At 63.5% G+C, this 18,646-nt stretch carries 14 protein-coding genes; 8 read left to right on the forward strand and 6 right to left on the reverse strand.

Annotated features, from left to right (window positions below):
• Positions 1 to 41 precede the first annotated feature (41 nt).
• The 3 genes from E5K00_RS01520 to E5K00_RS01530 form a co-directional block, all read right to left on the reverse strand.
• Positions 42 to 686: an OB-fold-containig protein gene (locus tag E5K00_RS01520; RefSeq protein ID WP_167856705.1), complete on the reverse strand. Its 645-nt coding sequence runs from the start codon at positions 684 to 686 to the stop codon at positions 42 to 44.
• Between the two features lie 63 nt (positions 687 to 749).
• Positions 750 to 1,466: a PspA/IM30 family protein gene (locus E5K00_RS01525; RefSeq protein WP_135460982.1), complete on the reverse strand. Its 717-nt coding sequence runs from the start codon at positions 1,464 to 1,466 to the stop codon at positions 750 to 752.
• Between the two features lie 19 nt (positions 1,467 to 1,485).
• On the reverse strand, positions 1,486 to 1,884 hold the full coding sequence (locus E5K00_RS01530) for a type III secretion system chaperone family protein (RefSeq protein WP_135460984.1): 399 nt from the start codon (positions 1,882 to 1,884) through the stop codon (positions 1,486 to 1,488).
• A gap of 204 nt (positions 1,885 to 2,088) precedes the next feature.
• Here E5K00_RS01530 and E5K00_RS01535 point away from each other — a divergent pair, with 204 nt between their 5' ends.
• From E5K00_RS01535 to E5K00_RS01545, 3 genes are all read left to right on the forward strand, one after another.
• On the forward strand, positions 2,089 to 2,880 hold the full coding sequence (locus E5K00_RS01535) for an XRE family transcriptional regulator (protein WP_135460986.1): 792 nt from the start codon (positions 2,089 to 2,091) through the stop codon (positions 2,878 to 2,880).
• A 48-nt stretch (positions 2,881 to 2,928) separates the two neighbouring features.
• The gene (locus E5K00_RS01540; protein ID WP_135460988.1) at positions 2,929 to 3,795 is read left to right on the forward strand and encodes an alpha/beta fold hydrolase; all 867 of its coding nucleotides are present in this window, start codon (positions 2,929 to 2,931) and stop codon (positions 3,793 to 3,795) included.
• Positions 3,796 to 3,880: 85 nt separating this feature from the next.
• Positions 3,881 to 4,336 (forward strand): hypothetical protein, encoded by a 456-nt coding sequence (locus E5K00_RS01545; RefSeq protein WP_135460990.1) that lies wholly within the window; start codon positions 3,881 to 3,883, stop codon positions 4,334 to 4,336.
• A gap of 213 nt (positions 4,337 to 4,549) precedes the next feature.
• Here the strand turns inward: E5K00_RS01545 and E5K00_RS01550 are convergent, their stop codons facing one another.
• The 3 genes from E5K00_RS01550 to E5K00_RS01560 all read right to left on the reverse strand — a co-directional run bounded on the left by E5K00_RS01550 (position 4,550) and on the right by E5K00_RS01560 (position 7,464).
• On the reverse strand, positions 4,550 to 5,533 hold the full coding sequence (locus tag E5K00_RS01550) for a J domain-containing protein (RefSeq protein WP_135460992.1): 984 nt from the start codon (positions 5,531 to 5,533) through the stop codon (positions 4,550 to 4,552).
• Between the two features lie 124 nt (positions 5,534 to 5,657).
• Positions 5,658 to 6,560: a histone deacetylase family protein gene (locus E5K00_RS01555; protein ID WP_135460994.1), complete on the reverse strand. Its 903-nt coding sequence runs from the start codon at positions 6,558 to 6,560 to the stop codon at positions 5,658 to 5,660.
• Between the two features lie 214 nt (positions 6,561 to 6,774).
• Positions 6,775 to 7,464: a hypothetical protein gene (locus tag E5K00_RS01560; RefSeq protein ID WP_135460996.1), complete on the reverse strand. Its 690-nt coding sequence runs from the start codon at positions 7,462 to 7,464 to the stop codon at positions 6,775 to 6,777.
• Positions 7,465 to 7,868: 404 nt separating this feature from the next.
• Between E5K00_RS01560 and E5K00_RS01565 the strand changes: the two genes are divergently transcribed.
• The 5 genes from E5K00_RS01565 (at position 7,869) to E5K00_RS01585 (ending at position 18,303) form a co-directional block, all read left to right on the forward strand.
• Entirely contained in the window at positions 7,869 to 8,132 is a 264-nt protein-coding gene (locus tag E5K00_RS01565; protein WP_135460998.1) for a hypothetical protein, read from the forward strand.
• Positions 8,133 to 9,049: 917 nt separating this feature from the next.
• Positions 9,050 to 10,288: a PcfJ domain-containing protein gene (locus tag E5K00_RS01570; RefSeq protein ID WP_167856706.1), complete on the forward strand. Its 1,239-nt coding sequence runs from the start codon at positions 9,050 to 9,052 to the stop codon at positions 10,286 to 10,288.
• A 70-nt stretch (positions 10,289 to 10,358) separates the two neighbouring features.
• Positions 10,359 to 11,888 (forward strand): TROVE domain-containing protein, encoded by a 1,530-nt coding sequence (locus E5K00_RS01575; protein ID WP_135461002.1) that lies wholly within the window; start codon positions 10,359 to 10,361, stop codon positions 11,886 to 11,888.
• 1,357 nt (positions 11,889 to 13,245) lie between these two features.
• Positions 13,246 to 14,646, forward strand: coding sequence for an RtcB family protein (locus tag E5K00_RS01580; RefSeq protein WP_135461004.1), 1,401 nt, complete (start codon positions 13,246 to 13,248; stop codon positions 14,644 to 14,646).
• 867 nt (positions 14,647 to 15,513) lie between these two features.
• Positions 15,514 to 18,303 (forward strand): substrate-binding domain-containing protein, encoded by a 2,790-nt coding sequence (locus tag E5K00_RS01585; protein ID WP_135461006.1) that lies wholly within the window; start codon positions 15,514 to 15,516, stop codon positions 18,301 to 18,303.
• Positions 18,304 to 18,646: the final 343 nt, after the last annotated feature.

An 18,646-nucleotide genomic window follows, 5' to 3' on the forward strand; every position in this document is an offset into this window, starting at 1 on the left:
GAGGTATTGGAGGAAGAAACTTCGGCCCGCGCTACCGGTGGTTAGCGGGCATCGTCGTAGGGCTCAATTAAATAGCAGCGGCTGCGGGCACTGTAGTCGATAATCAGGGCGGTGTCGCCCTTGTGCAGCTCGGTGGCGGCCGAGGCGGCCTTCACGTTCAGCATCAGCGTGTCGCCGTTGGCCTTCACCACGGCCTGGCCCAGGTGCTCGTGGGAGGCGGGCAGCAGCACCGTGCAGATTTTACCGATGGGGTTGGTACCCGCCTGGTCTTTTTCCAGCGTGGCGAAAAGCTTCACAAACGGGGTGGTCAGCACCTTGGCCACCAGCAGGCTGCCGACCAGCAGCGGCAGGCAAAAGACTAAGCCGAGCAGCCAGGAAGTGTTGTGGGTGTAATAGTTGGTCAGGATGCTACCCACCCAGAGCGGCAGGGCCACGAAGCTCACGAACACCATCAGCGGCACCCGGCCCAGGTTGAAAAAGGCCAGGGCGCCGTTCAGCCAGGCTACGCTCAGGTGCGGGTCGTGGGGCGCTTCGGTCAGGCCGCCGTCGGCGTCTAGGTGCAGGTCCAGGGTTTTAAAGTCGAGCAGCCCGAGGATAACCGTGAGCCAGTAGAGCAGCACGAAAATCAGCAAGCCCGAAGCCACCAGATTAGGCGGGGAAAGCGCGGCTTGGGCTAATTCGGTCATGGGCATATACGGGGCAGCTTAAAGGTAGAGAAAATGCTGCGCGGGCCAACCATGCGGGGGGGCTTAATGCGGCGGCGAGTTCAGGCCCAGCTTGTCCTTCAGCGCCTGCAAGTCGGTGGCGGCCTGCCCGGCCCCGCTCCGTTGCAAAGCCTGGTCGATTTCCTGGTCGACGGAGCGGCTTTCCTGGGCAATCTGCCCGTAGGATTCGGCCAGGGCTTCCTCGGCGGCCACGCGCTCCTTCATCCGCTCCAGCAAGCTCACCGTGCCCGAGGAGTCGATCTGGGCCAGCTGCTGGTTGATTGTCTTGGTGGCGGTGCTCACCGTGACGCGGGCCTTGAGCGTTTTCAGCTCGTTGTCCCACTGGCTGATGGTGGTTTTGAGCTGCTGCACGTTCTGGTCGAGCTGGGCGGCCGAGGCGGCAAACTTCTCCTGGTCGGCGGCCGCGCGGGCGGCGTGGGCTTCGTTTTCGGCCTTTTTCAGCAGGGCCTCGCCGGCCAGCCGGTCGGCCTCGGCCGCGGGCAGGTCGCCCTTGTGGGCGCGCTGGAGCAAAAGCACGGCCTTGTTTTCGTAGTCCAGGGCCTTGGCCCGGAAGTCGGCGCCCTCGTTGCGGGCCCGAATCACCATGGCCTTCACCTCGGCCAGGGCGTGCAGACTCTTGTCCAGGTCCTGGCGCAGGTCGCGCAGGCCCTGCTCGGTCATCTTGATGGGGTCTTCCAGTTGGTCGACGGCGGAATGGGCTTCCGACTGCCCGATTTTGAAGAGGCGGCTGAAAATGTTCATGGCGAAGTGGGCTACGGGGTTAGGCTTTCGAAAAGGCAATCAGCTCGTCGCTGAATTCGCTCAGCAGCAGGGCCAAAGAGTTGAACACCGCTTCCAGCTCGGGCAAATCGAGGTGTTCGAGCTGCAGCGTGTCGCGGAAAATGACCTTGCGGCCCGAGTCGTCGAGCACGAAGGCGCCGTGGATGATGTCGCGGTTTTTCTGGAGCAGGCGCTGGTACACCTCGCAGCTCGGGCCGGGCAAATCCAGCAGGTGCTGCTCCAGAATGAGCAGCGGCTCGCCGCAGCCCAGCACCAGATGCTCAATGCCCAGCTCGGGCCGGCTCACGACCAGAATGTTGACGGCTGGGTCCTGGTGGTGAATGTCGAAGCCGAGCTCCAGTAAGTAGCGGTGGATTTTGGTGAAGTAGGCGTCGGCCATAAAGAGCAATAAGGTGAGAGAATCAGCAGAAGGTAGGAAAGATGGAGCGGGTGGCCGGCGGGACAGAGCAGCGCTTATTGGCTGGGTGCTCAAAAAAATAGCGGACTACTAAAGCGGGTTGGGCGTAATGTGGTAGCTTTACGGTGCAAGTGTACTCAAAGTTTGAGAGGTGCTCAAGCTTTGAGCGAAATATTTTTCCCCGCTATGTCCTACGTTGGTAAGAACATCCGCAAGATCAGAACGGTCAAGAAGCTGAGTCAGGCCGCTTTTGCCGAATTATTCGGCCTGGCCCGGCCCAGCGTGGGCGCTTACGAAGAAGGCCGCTCCGAGCCGAAAATGGAGACGCTGATTCAGATTGCTCAGCATTTTGGCTTATCCGTCGACTTGCTACTAACGAAAGAGCTGACGGTAAATGAGCTCTACCACTTCGATATTTACCAGAAGGAAGCCGCGCCCGCGCCGGCCGCTCAGCCCGCCGCCCGGGCCGACCAGCAGGCCCACGTAACGCCCTTCGTGCCGGCCGCCCGCCTGCTCGAATACATCGTGCAGCACCACGACTCAGCCTTTCTGGATGCACTGCCCCCGCTCACGTTTCCGCACACGCTGGGGCCGGCCACCCGCGCCTTCGAGATAGTAGGGGCCGAAATGCAGCACCAGCAGCAGGGCCTGCGCCACCAGGACGTCATCCTGTGCCGCCGCGTCGATTTGGCCGCGCCCAACCTGCGGGTGCAGCGCGTCTACGCCTTCGTAACCCAGAGCAAGCTGCTGGTACGCCGCCTGGCCGAGCGAATTTCGCCCACCCACCTGCGGCTGCGGGCCGATAACCCCGACTACGGTACCGAGGAGTTTGCCCTCGACCAGGCCCTGGAAATCTGGGAGGTGAAGGCCGTGTTTACCACCCACTTGCGGCCCCCGTCCACGCTGGAGGAGCGCCTCACGCGCCTGGAGCGGCAGGTAGAGGAGCTGCTGGCCCGCCTCAGCGAGCAGGACGACTAAGCCCGCCAATGGGGCTCTGAGTCGGCGGGAGTGCGGATATTTGCCCCCATGACTACTGCTACCACCCCCGCGCCGCCCCCGGCCCTGAAGCTGCTGCGCCTGAAGTTTCGGCTGCTGGCGGCCGTATCGACGACGCTGGCGTTTCGCTCGGCGTGGCGGCTGTTTACCACCCCGCGCCGGCTGCCGCTGAAAGCCTGGGAAACCGCGGCCCTGGCCGGGGCGCGCCGCTTCGAGGTGGCGTTTGGCAGCGGGCAGCTGGTGGCCTACGAGTGGAACCCGGCCGGGGCCCGCACCGTGCTGCTGGTGCACGGCTGGGAGCACCGGGCCAGCTTCTGGGGCGCCATGGCCGCCGGGCTGGCCGCCACCGGCTACCGGGTCGTGGCCTTCGACGGGCCCGCCCACGGGGCCTCCTCGGGGCGGCGCACCACGCTGCCCCAGTTCGGGGCCGCCATTCAGGCCGTGGCCGACGCGGTAGGACCCATCTGGGGCGTGGTGGCGCACTCGTTTGGGGCGGCGGCCACGGCGGGGCTGCCGGTGCAGTTCAACGGCGAGGGGCAACTGCTGCCGCGCCTGGTGCTGCTGAGCGTGCCGGGCAGCACCCCGGCCGTATTCGGGCGCTTTGCCGAGCTGTTGCGGCTGCCGGCCCAGGTAGCGGCCCGCATGGTGCGGTTTGCCGAAGCCCGCCACGGCCGCACCTCCGAAAGCTACAGCCTCACGGAAGTGGGCCACCAGGTGCCGGCCGCGCGGGCTCTGCTGCTCCACGACCAGGCCGACGAAACTATTCCGTTCGAGGAAGCCGAGGCCATTGCCCGCAGCTGGCCGGGGCTGGACTTCCGGGCCACCACGGGCCTGGGCCACAACCGTATTATGCGCGACCCGGGCGTGTTGGGGCAGATTGAGGCATTTTTGCGGTAGCGCGCCCCGGCAACGCGGGTCATTCGCGCCGCGTAGGCACTTTTCTCTTTTTCAATCATTTTTTACCACACCTAGCATTCATTTCATGCCCCATTCGTATCCGCCGCCGCGCGGCACCGTTTTGCTGCTGAGCTGCATGGATCTGCGCCTGCTCGACGAAACCGTGCAGTTTATGGCCAGCGACAACCTGATTAACCGCTACGACCAGTTTATCCTGGCCGGCTGCGCGTTGGGCGCCGACGTGAATCAGCACTGGGAAGAGGCCTTCTTCGACCACCTCGACGTGGCCTGCAAGCTCCACAACGTGGAAGACGTGTACCTGCTGGAACACCGCAACTGCGGGGCCTACCGCGTATTTCTGGGCGAAAATGGCGACTTCGACGACTCGGACGAGGCCCAGGCCCGGGAGCAGGTCCTGCACACGCAGTACGCGCGCAAGCTGACCGAAAAAATCCACGCCTGGGGCCAGGAGCACGGCCGCGCCCTGCGCGTGCGCAGCTTCCTGATGGACCTGCGCGGCCACGTCGAGCTGCTTTCGTAAGGTGAGAGTAAGGTGCTAATGTGAGGAATGTGCTGAGGGGAGAATAATGTGCTAATGTGAGGAATGTGCTGAGGTGCTAATTTCCTCGTGTCATTGCGAGCTGTGCATCAGCACATTTCTCACATTTCCCACATTCCCCACATTCCCCACATTCCCCACATTCCTCACATTCCCCACATTAGCACTTCAGCACATTCAAAACACATTAGCACCTTAAATATTGTTTCCCTCGGCGGCGAGCTGGCGGAGCAGGTCGCGCAGGTTTTCGGGGTCCTGAATGAGTTGTTCGATGTGCTGGAGGTACTCGGCTTCGGCCCGCAGGTGGCGCTTCACCTGGCGCAGCTCGGCTTCCTGTTTTTTGCCGGTGGCGGCGAAGGCGCTGCTGGTGCCGTACTTGAGCTCGTTCATGCGCTGCTTGAGCTCGTCCTGCTGCTTGCGCAGGGCCTGGGTGTAGCGGGCCAGCAGGTCTTCTGACTCGGTATCGGTGCGGCCGGGGGCGTGTTCGGAGAGCAGCTGGAGCAGGGTGTACAGGTCGTTGGCCTCGTAGGCTTCCGTGATGCGCTGCATCCGGGCCGTTTTTTCCTGGGCCCGGGCCGGGTCGCGCTCCAGGTCGGGGTGGTTGGCGCGGGCCAGCTGCCGGTACAGGTTTTTGGTGTTGCCCAGCAGTTTCTGCTGCTCCTCCTGGGCCGCCTTTTCGGCTTCCCGGGCCTTTTTGCCCTTGGTTTTGCGCGTAGGCTGGCTGGGCTCCGGGCGGCCATCGTCGGGACCCGGAGCCTGCTGGGCGGCTGGCTGTTCCCGCGGCGGGGCGGCGGCCGGGGCGTGGCGCTGCAGGATGTCGGCCACGTCTTCCCCGAACCGGTCGTGCAAGGACCGGGCGTTGTGTAGAATTACTTCCTCCAGCTGGCGCTGCTCGGCCCGGTTGAAATAGGGCAGGAGCAGGGCTTCTTCCAGGGGCGCAAACAGCCCGCGGCGGGCCGCTACCACCGTTTGGGCCAAGGGGCCCACTTGCTGCCAGTAGCGCCGCCGGGCTTCGGCCTGGCCTTCTTCCAGCTCCCGCAGCCGCTCGCGCAGGTTTTCCACGTCCTGAATGGCCTGGCGGAAAGCCTGCTGCGCGGGCGTGCCGGGGCTGGCCTCCGGCGCGGGCGTAGGCAGGGAGTTGGCGGCGGGCAGGTCGGTGGCAGGGTTGTGCAGATTCATGGGGCAAAGGTAGGCCGTAACCAATTTCCCTTCTCAAAATCGGGTTGCCAGCCGTGTACCTAAACCCCAAAGCAGCCCGACCAGAACCGCAACTCACCATTTCACCACCTCACCACCTCACCGTTTAGCCAAACAGCTCGTAGGCCACCCGAAACGTATTGCAGTGGGCATCCACGATGTCGCCGATCCGCTCGGAGTAGCCGCCGCCCATGCTCACGGCCACCGGCCGGCCCTGCTGCCGGCAGAGGCCCAGCACGAATTCGTCCCGGGCGCGGCAGCCGGCCTGGGTCAGGGCCAGCTTGCCGAGCTTGTCGGTGCCCAGTACATCGACGCCGGCCTGGAAGAAGACAAAATCGGGCTGCACTTGGTCCAGTAAGTCGGGCAGTACGGCCTTGAGCTGCTGCAGATAGCCCGCGTCGTCGAGGCCCAGGGGCAGGGCCACGTCCAGGTCCGACTGCTCCTTGCGCAGCGGATAGTTGGCCCCGGCGTGCATACTGAAGGTAAAGACGCGCGGCTCCTCCCGGAAAATGCTGGCCGTGCCGTCGCCCTGGTGCACGTCCAGGTCCACGACCAGCACCTGGCGCACCAGGCCGTGGTGGAGTAGGTGAGCGGCGGCAATGGCAATGTCGTTGAGCACGCAGAATCCTTCGCCCCGGTCGGCAAAGGCGTGGTGGGTGCCCCCGGCCAGGTTCAGGGCCACCCCATCGCGCAGGGCCCGCCGGGCCGACTGCACCGTGCCGGCCGAGCTGCTCAGGGAGCGAAGCACCAGCCGCTCGCTCTGGGGCAAACCCAGGCGGCGCACCTCGGCGGCCGAGAGCTGCTGGTCGCGCACTTTGTGCCAGTAAGCGGCCGTGTGCACCCGCAGCACGTCCTGCTCAGTGCACAGGCCGGGGTCGTAGAAGTCGTGGGGCGGCGCGATGCCCTGCCAGAGCAGCTGTTCCCGGATCAGCTCGTACTTGGCAATGGGGAAGCGGTGGCCGGCGGGCAAATCGAGGGTGTAGCGTTCGGAAGTGGCAAGGCAGGGCATGAAACGGGGCAACGGCGGAGCAGTGAGCGGGTAAGCAGGCTGTACGGGAAGTAGCCCCCGAAAGTCGTGCTCCGCCGCTGTCAGCCGGTTTCCCGTAGCCCCGCCTCAAGTGGCCCTAAAGCAGCTACGCGGGCCCAACTCACCAGTGAGTCGGGCCCGCGTAGGCAAAGAGCGTGGGCCGCGCCTAGCCGGGCGCGGCCCGAAGTCGAACGGGCTAGGTGTTGGCCGTTTGCATGACTTCGCTGTACTCGATGACTTTCACGTCGTAGAAGGTGCTGAATTGGACGGGCTCGATGGTGAAGTGCGTTGTCACAACGACCTGCGTGGTGCCGCTGCGCAGGGGCCTGAGCGTCCAGACGATGTTCAGGTTCTCGATGCGGGAGTGCAGCAGCTCCAGCACCGTGGTATCGAACTTGATGGTGACGGCGCCGAACGGGGGCGTGCTGGTCGACGCCTTGATGTTGAAATTCTCCCCGAGCATCACCGTCACGTGCTCATCCAGGGCCGTGGCGGGCGTGGGGCTTGGGCTGGCGGCCCCGGCCGCCCCGGTGTCCTGGTCGGCCGTGGCCGGGGGCAAGCCGCCCGTATAGCGGATGTCGACCGCCACTCCCTCCCGATGATTTTCATCCACGATCAGCACCGAGTCGGAAGGAAAAACCGGGGAGGGAAGCTGGATGGCAAAGGCCTGCTCGTGGACGTAGGGCGAATACGAAGCGGGGTCTTTCAGCGGGCCCGTCCAGCCCAGCAGCTCAAATTTGAGTCCGCCCAGGCTTGGAACCCGGTCGAAGGTGAAGCCATACGTGAAGTCCCGCGCCTCGCCTTTGGCGAAAAGCGTGAGCTGACGCGTCCGTACGTTGTAGGAAGCCGCTAGGTCGGTGGCGGGAATAAGTCCAAGGAAGCCCATGGTAATCAGGGAAAGAAGGTGGAAAATGAGGCCCGGGCAGCACCCGGTTGCGGCAGCTTGGCTACCGGCCCAGGTGCCGGCGGTAGCGGAGTAGGGGAGTGGCACGCCCGGAAAACGGGAAAGCTGCCCGGGCCCGTAGGCGCGGCAAAGGCAAGCGGCGCGCAGTAGCAACTGGCCCCGGCACATCCTTCAGCGGCTTAACGATGCGAAGTAACGGCCCGGCGGAGCGGGCTTTCAGCGTAAAACCACGGGATTTAAAAACCACGTATTTCTACCTGGTTCGGGTCTGCCGGGGCCGCGCGCTGCACCTGGGCCATAACCAAAGTCGCCCGACTCAGTACATACCAGGGGGCGGCCACGTTGCCAGCCCACACCCGCGCCCACCCACCTTCACTCCATTCACCATGCCTACTTCCTTCTCCGACCCTTCCGCCAACAATACCCAGCTGGTCCGCTACTGCGTGGAGGTGCCCGCCATGACCACCCCGGACAGCCTGGTAACGGTGCGGAAAATTCTGCAGGACCACCAGCTGCTGGTCGACCAGCTCACCGAGGGGCAGGCCCAGGTAGCCTCGGCCACCGGCGCCGAGCCCGACTGGCCCGCCATTAAAGATGCCCTGCAAGCCGCCGGCTACCCCGCCACCTATACTACCACCAGCGACGACTAACACCGGCTAACCACCCGCCACTGAACGAATGAGCCACTACCGCAGCAGATGCCCGATGCTTATTTAGCGAGTACGCCAAATAAAAAGCAGGTGCGTGCTTCAACGTATAATTTGACTGGGGGTTCAAACGCTGAAATTGCGCTTTGGAATAGCAGGCGGTGGTTTTGTATTGCTATTAATTAGGCCAGCTTGCCGGTTGCTAATTACGGTTCGAAAAAATATTTAAATTATTTTTTCGAACTAATTTGGTGGATACAAAAAGTCCCTTCATATTTGCATCACTCAACCACAGAAAAACAACTGAAACCATGTCCCGCCACTTTAACTACACCAGCAAACAAGAAGGTATGAAGCCACTGGCTTCGGCCCCGGTTCGGTATAGCTAAGTAGCAGCAGGTTTCGCCTCATACTTCCGCCACCCGAACCCCAGAAGGTTCGGGTGGTTTGTTTTTCACCCCTTTCCATCCTTCGGCCATGCACCCTGCCCAGGACTGCTACTTCTATCAACCACAGCCCAAACGGACTCTGCGCCGGGAATGGAATGGTTGCGGCCGGTATTTTTCGTTGAACATTTCTCGTAGGTAAATACTACGTGACTGATTCGTGAAAAAGGCCCGGCTTCTCCCAGAAACCGGGCCTTTTTCATAGTATTTATTCGCCGAAAAATAATTTCCGGCGACGTGAAAGAGGTATGTCTTTTCGATAGAAAATAAATTAACTGTTAAGACGAATTCGCGGTAACGTGAATTTATTTCTCACACTGATTAACTAAAAAACACCATGTACGAAAGCTTCAGAATCTTACTTGCTTCGCCTGCTTCTCAGGCCCTGCCGCCATCTGATTTTTCCACCGGTAACTACCCTCGCGCAGGGAATCCACCCGGATGTCTAACCGTAACAAACCCGTATCCCGCCACGTGCGGGACACTCAACAAGCCCTCGTAGCCCTGGCCCGGCACGCCGACCGCCGCAAGTGGTCGGCCGGGCAACAAATTGACTTTCTTTTTTCCTGCGCCGGTATTCAGGAGCTACCTGCTGACGACCCGATATCGACCCTGCGCTACCGGCACTGGGTAGGAAACCGGACCGTGCTGGAAAAACAGCGCGTTCGACAGACGCTCCTGACCCTGGCCGCCAAGCGCACCGCCCTGCTGGACCGCCCCGAGATGGTGCCCGCTTTGGGCCTGATCGGAAAGCACTACTGGAGCCGGCAGCGCGAGCTGGCCGACTGGCACCCCCGCACCCGCAACGTGTATGGGCAATTGGCAAGCCTGGTGCGCCACCTCTTCGATGCCTACGGCGACGTGCCCGGCTGGGTACTCGAAGCCTGGGCCAGCGGCGAAATGGTTTGTGCCGGCGTGCAGCTGGCCGAGCTGACCATTCATCTGGGCCAGGGCCACTCGTTGCGCAGCTTTCCGGGCCTGCCCCGGGCCCTGACCAAAAAGCAGGAGCACGCCATGCGGCAGGCCCCGGCCGGCTGCACCTTCATCGAAGCCCTGCGCTACGGGCAGCTGGCCGCCCGCGGGGCGCTCAGCTGGCTCGGGCCGGTGCTGCAAACCGAGTGGAGCCGCACCGTGGGGCCCGATGACGACTTCTGGCTGGGCGTGGTCGACTTCTTTGCCGCCGCGCCCCTGGTCGACCCGCAGCACTTCGGGCCGGTCTGCGACTGGATTCAGCAGAAGCGTACCGTGGGCATCGGCGATGAGCCGCCCCAGCCGGGCTTTTCGCTGAAAGGCCGCAGCATGAACAGCGTGCTGGCGCGCACCGAGCAATGGCACCGGCAGCTGGCCCGCGGGCCCCGCCACGCCGGCCAGCTGCTTTCGACCACCTGGAGCCCGTTGCTGGTCAGTGACTTTGCCAGCGGCGAAGACCAGCGGGTGTTGATCCGCCAGCTGCGCACCTACGAGGAGCTGCTGGACGAGGGTCGGGCCCTGCACCACTGCGTGGCGTCGTACCTGCACTCCTGCCAGCGGGGGCGTTGCGGCATCTTCTCCCTGAAGATGGACGGCGCCCGCAGCATTACGCTGGAAGTACTCGGCAACCGCACCGTGGTGCAGGCCCGGGGCCGCTACAACCGCCCCATGCTGGCGCACGAGCGGTATTGGGTAGCGCGCTGGGCCACCGAAGCCCAGCTCAGCCTCTCCAAGCACATCTGACCAAGTCTGAGTGCTTCGTCCTACCGGATTCACCACCTACCTCTCATCCTGATTCCAAAATTCCCCCACCATGCGCTTCAATCTACCCTTTCGTAAAGCCGCTACCACCCTCAACCACGAAGGCGCGGTAGCTTACACCCTGACGCCCCAGCTGGAGCTGTACGCGGCCGTGGCCACGACGGCCCTGAGCGACCAGTTCTACGAAAAAGCCGATACCCGCCTGCGGCGCCTGCGCGAGCTGGTGGCCCGCAACGACCCCGAGTTCGTAGCCCGGCTGGCAGTATACGCCCGCGAGCAGCTTTACCTGCGCACCGTGCCCCTGGTCTTGACCGTGGAGCTGGCCCGCCAGCACCGCGGCGACAGCCTGGTAAGCCGCCTGGTGGCCCGGGTGGTGCAGCGCGCCGACGAAATAACTGAGCTGCTGGCCTACTACGCCCAGGCCAACGAGCGGGAAGGGGTGAAAACCCTTAACCGCCTCTCCAAGCAGGTGCAGAAAGGCCTGGCCCACAGCTTCAACCGGTTCGACGGCTACCAGCTGGCCAAGTACGACCGGGCCGGGCAGGTGCGCCTGCGCGACGCGCTGTTTCTGGTGCACCCCACGGCCCGCAATTCCGAGCAGCAAGCCTTGTTCGACCAGCTCGTGCAGGGCACCCTGCCCACGCCCTACACCTGGGAAACCGAGCTGTCGGCTTTGGGGCAGCAAGCCTTTGCCTCGGCTGAGGAGCGCACGGCGGCTTTCCGCGCCACCTGGGAAACTCTCATTGGTAGCGGTAAGCTGGGCTACATGGCCTTGCTGCGCAACCTGCGCAACATCCTCGAAGCCGGCGTGTCGGCCGGGGCCGTGGAGCGGGTGTGTGCCACGCTGAGCAACGAGCAGGCCGTGAGCCGTGCCAAGCAGCTGCCCTTCCGTTTTTTGGCCGCTTACCGCGAGGTCTTGGCCTTGCAGTCGGGCTACGTGCCGCTGGTGCTGGAAGCGTTGGAAACGGCCATTGCCCACAGCGTGGTTAACCTGCGCGGCTTCGCGGCCGATACCCGGGTGGTAGTGGCCTGCGACGTGTCGGGCTCGATGCAGCAACCGGTTTCGGCGCGCAGCAAGGTGCTGCTCTACGACGTGGGCCTGGTGCTGGGCATGCTCCTGCAAGGCCGCTGCGGGCACGTGGTGACCGGCATGTTCGGCGACACCTGGAAGCGCATCAGCCTGCCCCGGGGCCGGACCCTGCAAAACGTGCAGGAGTTCTACCGCCGCGAAGGCGAGGTGGGCTACAGCACCAACGGCCACCTGGTTATCCAGGACCTGTTGCAGCGCCGGGAGGTGGTCGATAAGGTGATGATCTTCACCGACTGCCAGCTCTGGAACAGCACCAACGACGGCGGTACCCTGGCCCAGGCCTGGATTGACTACCGCCGCACCGTGGCACCCCGGGCCCGGCTCTACCTCTTCGATCTGGCCGGCCACGGTTCGGCCCCGCTCGAAGTGCGCGAAGGCCACGGCGTGGCCCTGATTGCCGGCTGGTCGGATAAAGTGTTCGACGTGCTGCAGGCCCTGGAAAACGGGAACTCGGCGCTGAGCGAAATCGAAAAAATTGACTTGTCGATCTGAGGTACTGAGAGGGGAGAAGTGCGTTGGCTTCGGCCGCGTAGCGCACGTCTGACATCTCCCTTCTCCACCCGGGTCTTTCACCAGATGTCATCCGAATACGTCGGGGGCCTAAATGCACGGCCAAACGGGCCGGGCCCGCCTCCGACTACTTCGGTGACCAACTCTCTGGTCAGGTGCCGTAGCCGGGCGATACTTCGTGGTTAGTTTTCAGGCTGTCCGGCAACGGACGGTTACGGGTTCGAATCCCGCTGAGGCAGCTTCGGCCGCCGCAGGAAAACATTCGCCGGGTGCCCGTTGCCCTGACCTTACTCAATCCATTTGCCGTTGCATCCGGTGTCGTGGCGAGTGTTACTTCGTTCGCCGAATAGGGACCAGGACCCGCCTGCTTAGGGCGCAGGAAATCGTACACAGCCGGTTATTGCCCGGACGCCGGCAATGGTTGAGTAAAAAATCCCGCCGGGTGTCGTCGGGAAGCGTTCCATCGGGTAACAGGTTCGAATCCTGACTTTCGGCGCCAGCACTGGCCGCCGAAAGTCGCTCAGTCTGGTAGAGCACGCGCTTCTCATTCTTTACCCCGGTTGGGCTGGCTTGATCCATTCTTTTTTCGGGTGCCGTAGGGGCGCAATCCTTCGTCGTTACCTGGTGCCCGCAAGGGCGTGCGGGTTCAACTCCCGCCGGCTCACCACCCGGTGAGCCGTGGCGAAACGTAGCCGCGCCAGTTGGTAGGGCGCCCCGCTTGTCGCCCCGGAATCAGAATGGAAGAATACCTCGTTGGGTGCCGTAGCCTAGCCTTACTTCGCACTTTTAATGCCCGGGTCGGGGGTTCGAATCCTCCTCGTCAGTTCACGAATTGGCGGTAGCTCAGCTGGTTAGAGCAGGATAACGGGCTGGGCGCCCAGTTGCCCCAACGAGTTTTGTATAGCGTTGTCAGTTGTCAGTTGCTGGTTGTTTGTTGTCAGGTTTTTGCCCGCACTAACAACTGACAACGAACAACTGACAACCAAAATCCTGCTAGTGGTGCCGTCGGGTAGCCTTACTTCGCTTGGGGCGCTGGGGTCGGAGGTTCGAGTCCTTCCTGCCGCGAGGCAGTAGCCCAGCTGGTTAGAGCACAGCATACTGGCTGCCCACCCAGGTTGCCCACTGGCAGGAGCCGGGCCGGCAACGGTGTCGTCGGGTAGTATTCCTTCGTCCTGAAAATACGCTCCGGACTACCCACCTTATCACCCGTTGCCTTAGCCCGGCAACCATTTTCTCTTCTTAAAAAAAACGCGGCCCGGCGGCGGCACCGAACTGTGGGTGCCGCCGCCCCATTGCCGGCCGTTTTTCCTTCTACCTCACGTCTGCGGACTCCCTTTTTATGGCCCAACAACTACGCGGCAACGACCTTCGGCAGCTTGGCTTCCCCGAAGGCCGCGCCATCGGCCTTGCCTTAGCTCAGCTCCAGCGCAAGCACCTCAAGAAAATTTCCCTTACCGACCAGTTGGCTTTGCTTCAGCACCTGCTGGCCGCGCCTCACGACTTCGCCACTCACCTCGACTGGAGCCACGTGGCCGCCGCCCTGCTGCCGCCTCCGTCCCGCCACCTCGAGCTGGTGGCCCGCAAGCCCTACGCCCTCTACGGGGCCGAGCACATCGAGCCCGGCGCCCTGCACCAGATGGACACGGCCATGAAGCTGCCCGTTACCGTCGCCGGGGCCCTGATGCCCGACGCCCACCACGGCTACGGCCTGCCCATCGGGGGCGTACTGGCTACCGATAACGCGGTGATTCCCTACGCCGTGGGCGTCGACATCGGGTGCCGCATGGCGCTGTCGGTGTTTGCTTTGCCGCCCAAATTTATCAGTCAGCGGGTCCAGGAATTGCAGAAGCTACTGCTCGACAACACCCGCTTCGGTAACCGCACCGGCTTCGACCGGGGCAAAAAGCTCGGCCACGCCGTGCTGGACAGCGCCACCTTCCGCGACGTACCCTTCCTGCGCAACAAGCAGGCAACGGCCGCCGAGCAAATCGGCACCTCGGGCTCGGGCAACCACTTCGTCGAGTTCGGCGTGGTCGACATCACCGACCCGACCAACGAAATGGGCCTGCCCGTGGGTCAGTACGTGGGCCTGCTCTCGCACTCGGGCTCCCGCGGGCTGGGCGCCAGCGTGGCCAACCACTACACCAAGCTGGCCATGGAAAACTGCCAGTTGCCCAACGAGGCTAAGCACCTGGCCTGGCTGGGCCTCGACGGGGAGCTGGGCCAGGAGTACTGGGCGGCCATGACCCTGGCCGGCGACTACGCCTCGGCCTGCCACGACCAGATTCACCACCGCCTGGCCAAGGCCCTGGGCGAGCGGCCCCTGGCCAAAGTGGAAAACCACCATAACTTCGCCTGGCAGGAGCGCATGCAGGATGGCCGCGAGGTTATCGTGCACCGCAAGGGCGCCACGCCGGCCGGGGCGGGCGTGCTGGGCATCATTCCCGGCTCGATGACGGCCCCCGGCTTTATCGTGCGCGGCCGGGGCGTGGCCGAGTCGCTGGGCTCGGCTTCCCACGGCGCGGGTCGGCTGATGTCGCGCACCCGGGCCAAGCAGGAGCTCAGCGAGGCCCAGGTGCGCCAGCACCTGAAAGCCCACGACGTGGTGTTGCAGGGTGGGGGCGTCGACGAAGCGCCGATGGCCTACAAGGACATCCACCAGGTGATGCAAAGCCAACAGGAGCTGGTGGACGTGCTGGGCTCGTTCACGCCCAAAATCGTGCGCATGGACGGGGCCTAACGACTAGTCAGTGAGAAGAAGAGGCGTCGGTTGGCACCTCTTCTTTTTTGTCCAAAACGCCAAAGCCCGGTCACGATGTTCCAAAGCGTGGTCACGATGTTCCAAAGCTCGGACCCAATCGTCCAAAGCCCGGGCGCAGTTGTCCAAAGCACGGCCCCAATCATCCAAAGTTCGGGCGCAGTTGTCCAAAGCACGGCCCCGGTCATCCAAAGCCCGGACCCGATTGTCCAAAGCCTCGCCTCAACCATCCAAAGCCCGGCCGCACTGCTCCAAAACTGGGTCTTGACGCTTCAAAGCCCGGCCGCAACCTCCTAAAGCGAATACGCAAACGGTGTAGAGACGCGTATTCGCGTCTCCTCGTTGAACGACTGGTAGCGCGCCGTAGCAACCTCAGCAACGACTGAGACGCGAATACGCGTCTCTACATTTCTTCTCCTGCACCTAAAGCAATTCCCCGGTGAGTGTACAGGCCGGGTAGCGGCGGTAGAGACGCAACATCTTGCGTCTCGTCGTTGAACGACTCGCACCAACGCCCGGCCCGGCTATTGTTCAACGAGGAGACGCAAGATGTTGCGTCTCTACAGCGTGGACACCCACTTGGAAACTGCACCGATCTACTCCCGTGCAATACACCCAGCTCACCGACTCCATCTTCCTGCTCGAGGACTTCCTCACCCGCCCGGAGTGCCTGGGCTACACCAGGGCGTCAAGTACGTGCTGCGCTCCGACGTGATGTACCGCACCCTCACCAGCCACTGGTAAGGCCCCGCGCCCAAAGCGGCAAACAGCCCTGGCCGGCGGGGGCAGGCAGACGTTGGATTAGGGGAACTCCGTACCTTGGACCTGCTTCTCTCCCCGGCCGGTTTCATGTCGCAATTCACTCCCTCTGCTTCCTTTCTGCTCCGGTCCGCGCTGCGGGGCGGGCTGGGGCTGGTCTGCCTGGTGCTGGTGCTGCTTGCTGGCTGCACCCACTCGGCCCCGCCGCCCAAGTACCGCATCGGCTTTTCGCAGTGCACCAACGGCGACGCCTGGCGGCAGGCCATGCTGGCGGGCATGAAAAAGGAGCTGAGCTTCTACCCCGAGGTCAGCTTTACCATCAAGGATGCCCGCTACAACAGCGCCCTCCAGGAGCAGCAGATCAAGGAGCTGCTCCGCCAGGGCATCGACCTGCTCATCGTGTCGGCCAACGAGGCCGAGCCCGTGACGCCCATCGTGGAGGAAGTCTACAACCGCGGCATTCCGGTCGTGATTCTGGACCGCCGCACCACCTCCAAGCTCTACACGGCCTACGTGGGCGGCAACAACGTGGAAGTGGGCCGCACCGCCGGCAACTACGCCGCTTCCCTGCTCAAGCAGCGCGGGCAGGTGCTGGAAGTGCTGGGCGCGCCCGGCTCCTCCCCGGCCGTCGACCGGCACCGGGGCTTCGGGCAGGCCCTGGCCGCGTATCCTGGCGTGCAGCTCGTGGCCCAGGTCAACAGCAACTGGGAGCGGCCCTCGGTGCTGGCGCGCCTGCCCGCCGTGCTGCGCGCCCACCCCGAAGTCGACCTGATCTTTGCCCACAACGACCGGCTGGCCCTGGGGGCCTACCAGGTCTGCAAGCAGCTGGGCCGGCAGAACCAGGTGAAAATCGTGGGCGTGGACGGCCTGCCCGGCATGCGCGGCGGGATTCAGCTGGTGCAGGATGGCGTCATTACGGCCACGCTGCTCTACTCGCCGGGCGGGGAGGAGGCCATCCGCACGGCCCTGAAAATCCTGCGCCGCCAGCCCTACGACAAGGAAAACATCCTCGGCACGATGGTCATCGACTCGACCAACGCGCTGACCATGAAGCTGCAAACCGAGAAGCTGGGCAGCCAGCAGCAGGACATTCAGCGCCAGCAGCAGCTCTTGCAGCAGCAGCGCGACACCTACGCCAGCCAGCAAACGGTGCTCTACGTGCTGGCCGCCGCTTTGCTCGGGGCCGCCGTGCTCGGGGCGGTGGCGTTTCGGGCCTTCCGGGTGAACCGGCGCATCAATCAGCAGCTCGAAGGGCAGAACGAGGAAATCCGCCAGCAGCGCAACCAGATTCAGGACTTCGCCGAGCAGGCCAAGGTGGAAACCGAGGCCAAGCTGCGCTTCTTCACCAACTTCTCGCACGAGCTGCGCACCCCGCTCACCCTGATTCTGGGCCCGGTGGAGGAAATGCTGACCAGCGCCCCCGACTTGCCCGCCGCCCACCGCCACGACCTGAGCCTGGTGCGCCGCAACGCCCAGCGCCTCTTGCAGCTCGTGAATCAGCTCATGGATTTCCGCAAAATCGACGTGGGCAAAATGCCGGTGCGGGCCACCGAGGGCAACCTGGTGGCTTTCGTGCGCGAAATCATGGACGTGTTTGAAAAGCCCGCCCGGCAGCGCGGCGTCAGCCTCCGGTTTCTGCCCGCCGAGCCCGTCGTCCGCCTCTGGTTCGACGTCAACATCCTCGACAAGGTCTTTTTCAACCTGCTCTCCAACGCCCTGAAATTCACGCCCGAGCGGGGCCAGATCAGCGTCAGCATCCAGCCCGTGCCCGCCGACCACGTGGTGCGCATCAGCGTGGAAGACACTGGCCGGGGCATTTCCGAGCAGGACCGCGCCCACATCTTCGAGTGGTTTTACCAGGGCAACCAGTCCACGGCCAAGGGCTCGGGTATGGGCCTGGCCCTGGCCCTGGGCCTCACGCGCCTGCACCTGGGCCAGCTTACCTTCAGCAGCCAGCCCGGCCAGGGCAGCACCTTCGTCGTGACCCTGCCGCTGGAGCTGCCCCCGGAGCTGCGGTCAGCGGAGGCGGCCCTGCCCGCGCCGGCCCTGGCCATCGACGAAGGCCTGACCCTGCCCAAGGCCGAGGACGCCCCGCTGCCCACCGGCGCCACCCGCGAGGCGCTGATCCTGGTCATCGAAGACAACCCCGACGTCAACGCCTTCCTGACCCAGAAGCTGCAGCCCCACTTCCAGGTCGATACGGCCCTGGATGGCGCTACCGGCCTGCGCCTGGCCGCCGACACCATCCCCGACCTGATTGTGTGCGACGTGATGCTGCCCGAGCTCAGCGGCCTGGAAGTGGTGGCCCAACTCAAGGGCGACTGGCGCACGAGCCACATTCCAATAGTGCTGCTCACGGCGCGCAACGCCCCCGAGCAGCAGGTGGAAGGCGTGCAGGCCGGCGCCGACCTCTACCTGACCAAGCCCTTCAACCCCACGTTTCTGCTCGAAAGCCTGCGCACCCTGCTGGCCAACCGCGACCGGCAGCGCGAGCATTTCCGCCGCGAGCTGAGCACCGACACCGTCACGGTAGCCCCCCAGCGCGTCGACCAGAAGTTCCTGGCCGACCTCACCGCCATTGTCGAAGCCAACGTGTCGCGCTCCGACCTCTCGGTGGAAGATGTGGCCCGCAGCCTGGGCATTTCGCGGGTGCAGCTCTACCGCAAAGTCAAGGCCGTGCTGGGCACCGGCGTCACCGACTTCATCCAGGGCGTGCGCCTGACCAAGGCCCGCCAGCTCCTGCTCACCGACGACCTGACCATCGCCGAAGTGGCCTACCAACTGGGCTTCTCCTCGCCCTCGTATTTCTCCACCAGCTTCAAGGCCCGCTACCAGGTGTCGCCCTCCGAGTTCCGCGCCCTGCACACCACCGCCGGGTAGGAGGGAAGCTAAAACTAAAAAGCTAGTTCCCCTCCTCAGATGAGGAGGGGCTAGGGGTGGTTGATTACGTCAGAATATCTTTTTAGAGCTAGTTCTAAAAGTCGTTCTGCGGTTTCAACCACCCCTAGCCCCTCCTTATCTAAGGAGGGGAACTAGCTTTTTAGTTTATAGCTCAAAAGCTGCTTTCGGGCATGTATCAATTTTTGAAAACAGGTATCAATTCTGATAGCCGGGCTTTCGATGAGGAGTCTTGGTGATTGTTAAGTTGTTGATTGTTAAGAATAATTGGGGATTTGCGGCAATGAATCAATTCTGCAATTCTTTGAACGAATAGAGGAAGCTC

The sequence above is a fragment of the Hymenobacter aquaticus genome (assembly GCF_004765605.1).
GTDB classification, from domain to species: Bacteria; Bacteroidota; Bacteroidia; order Cytophagales; family Hymenobacteraceae; genus Hymenobacter; species Hymenobacter aquaticus.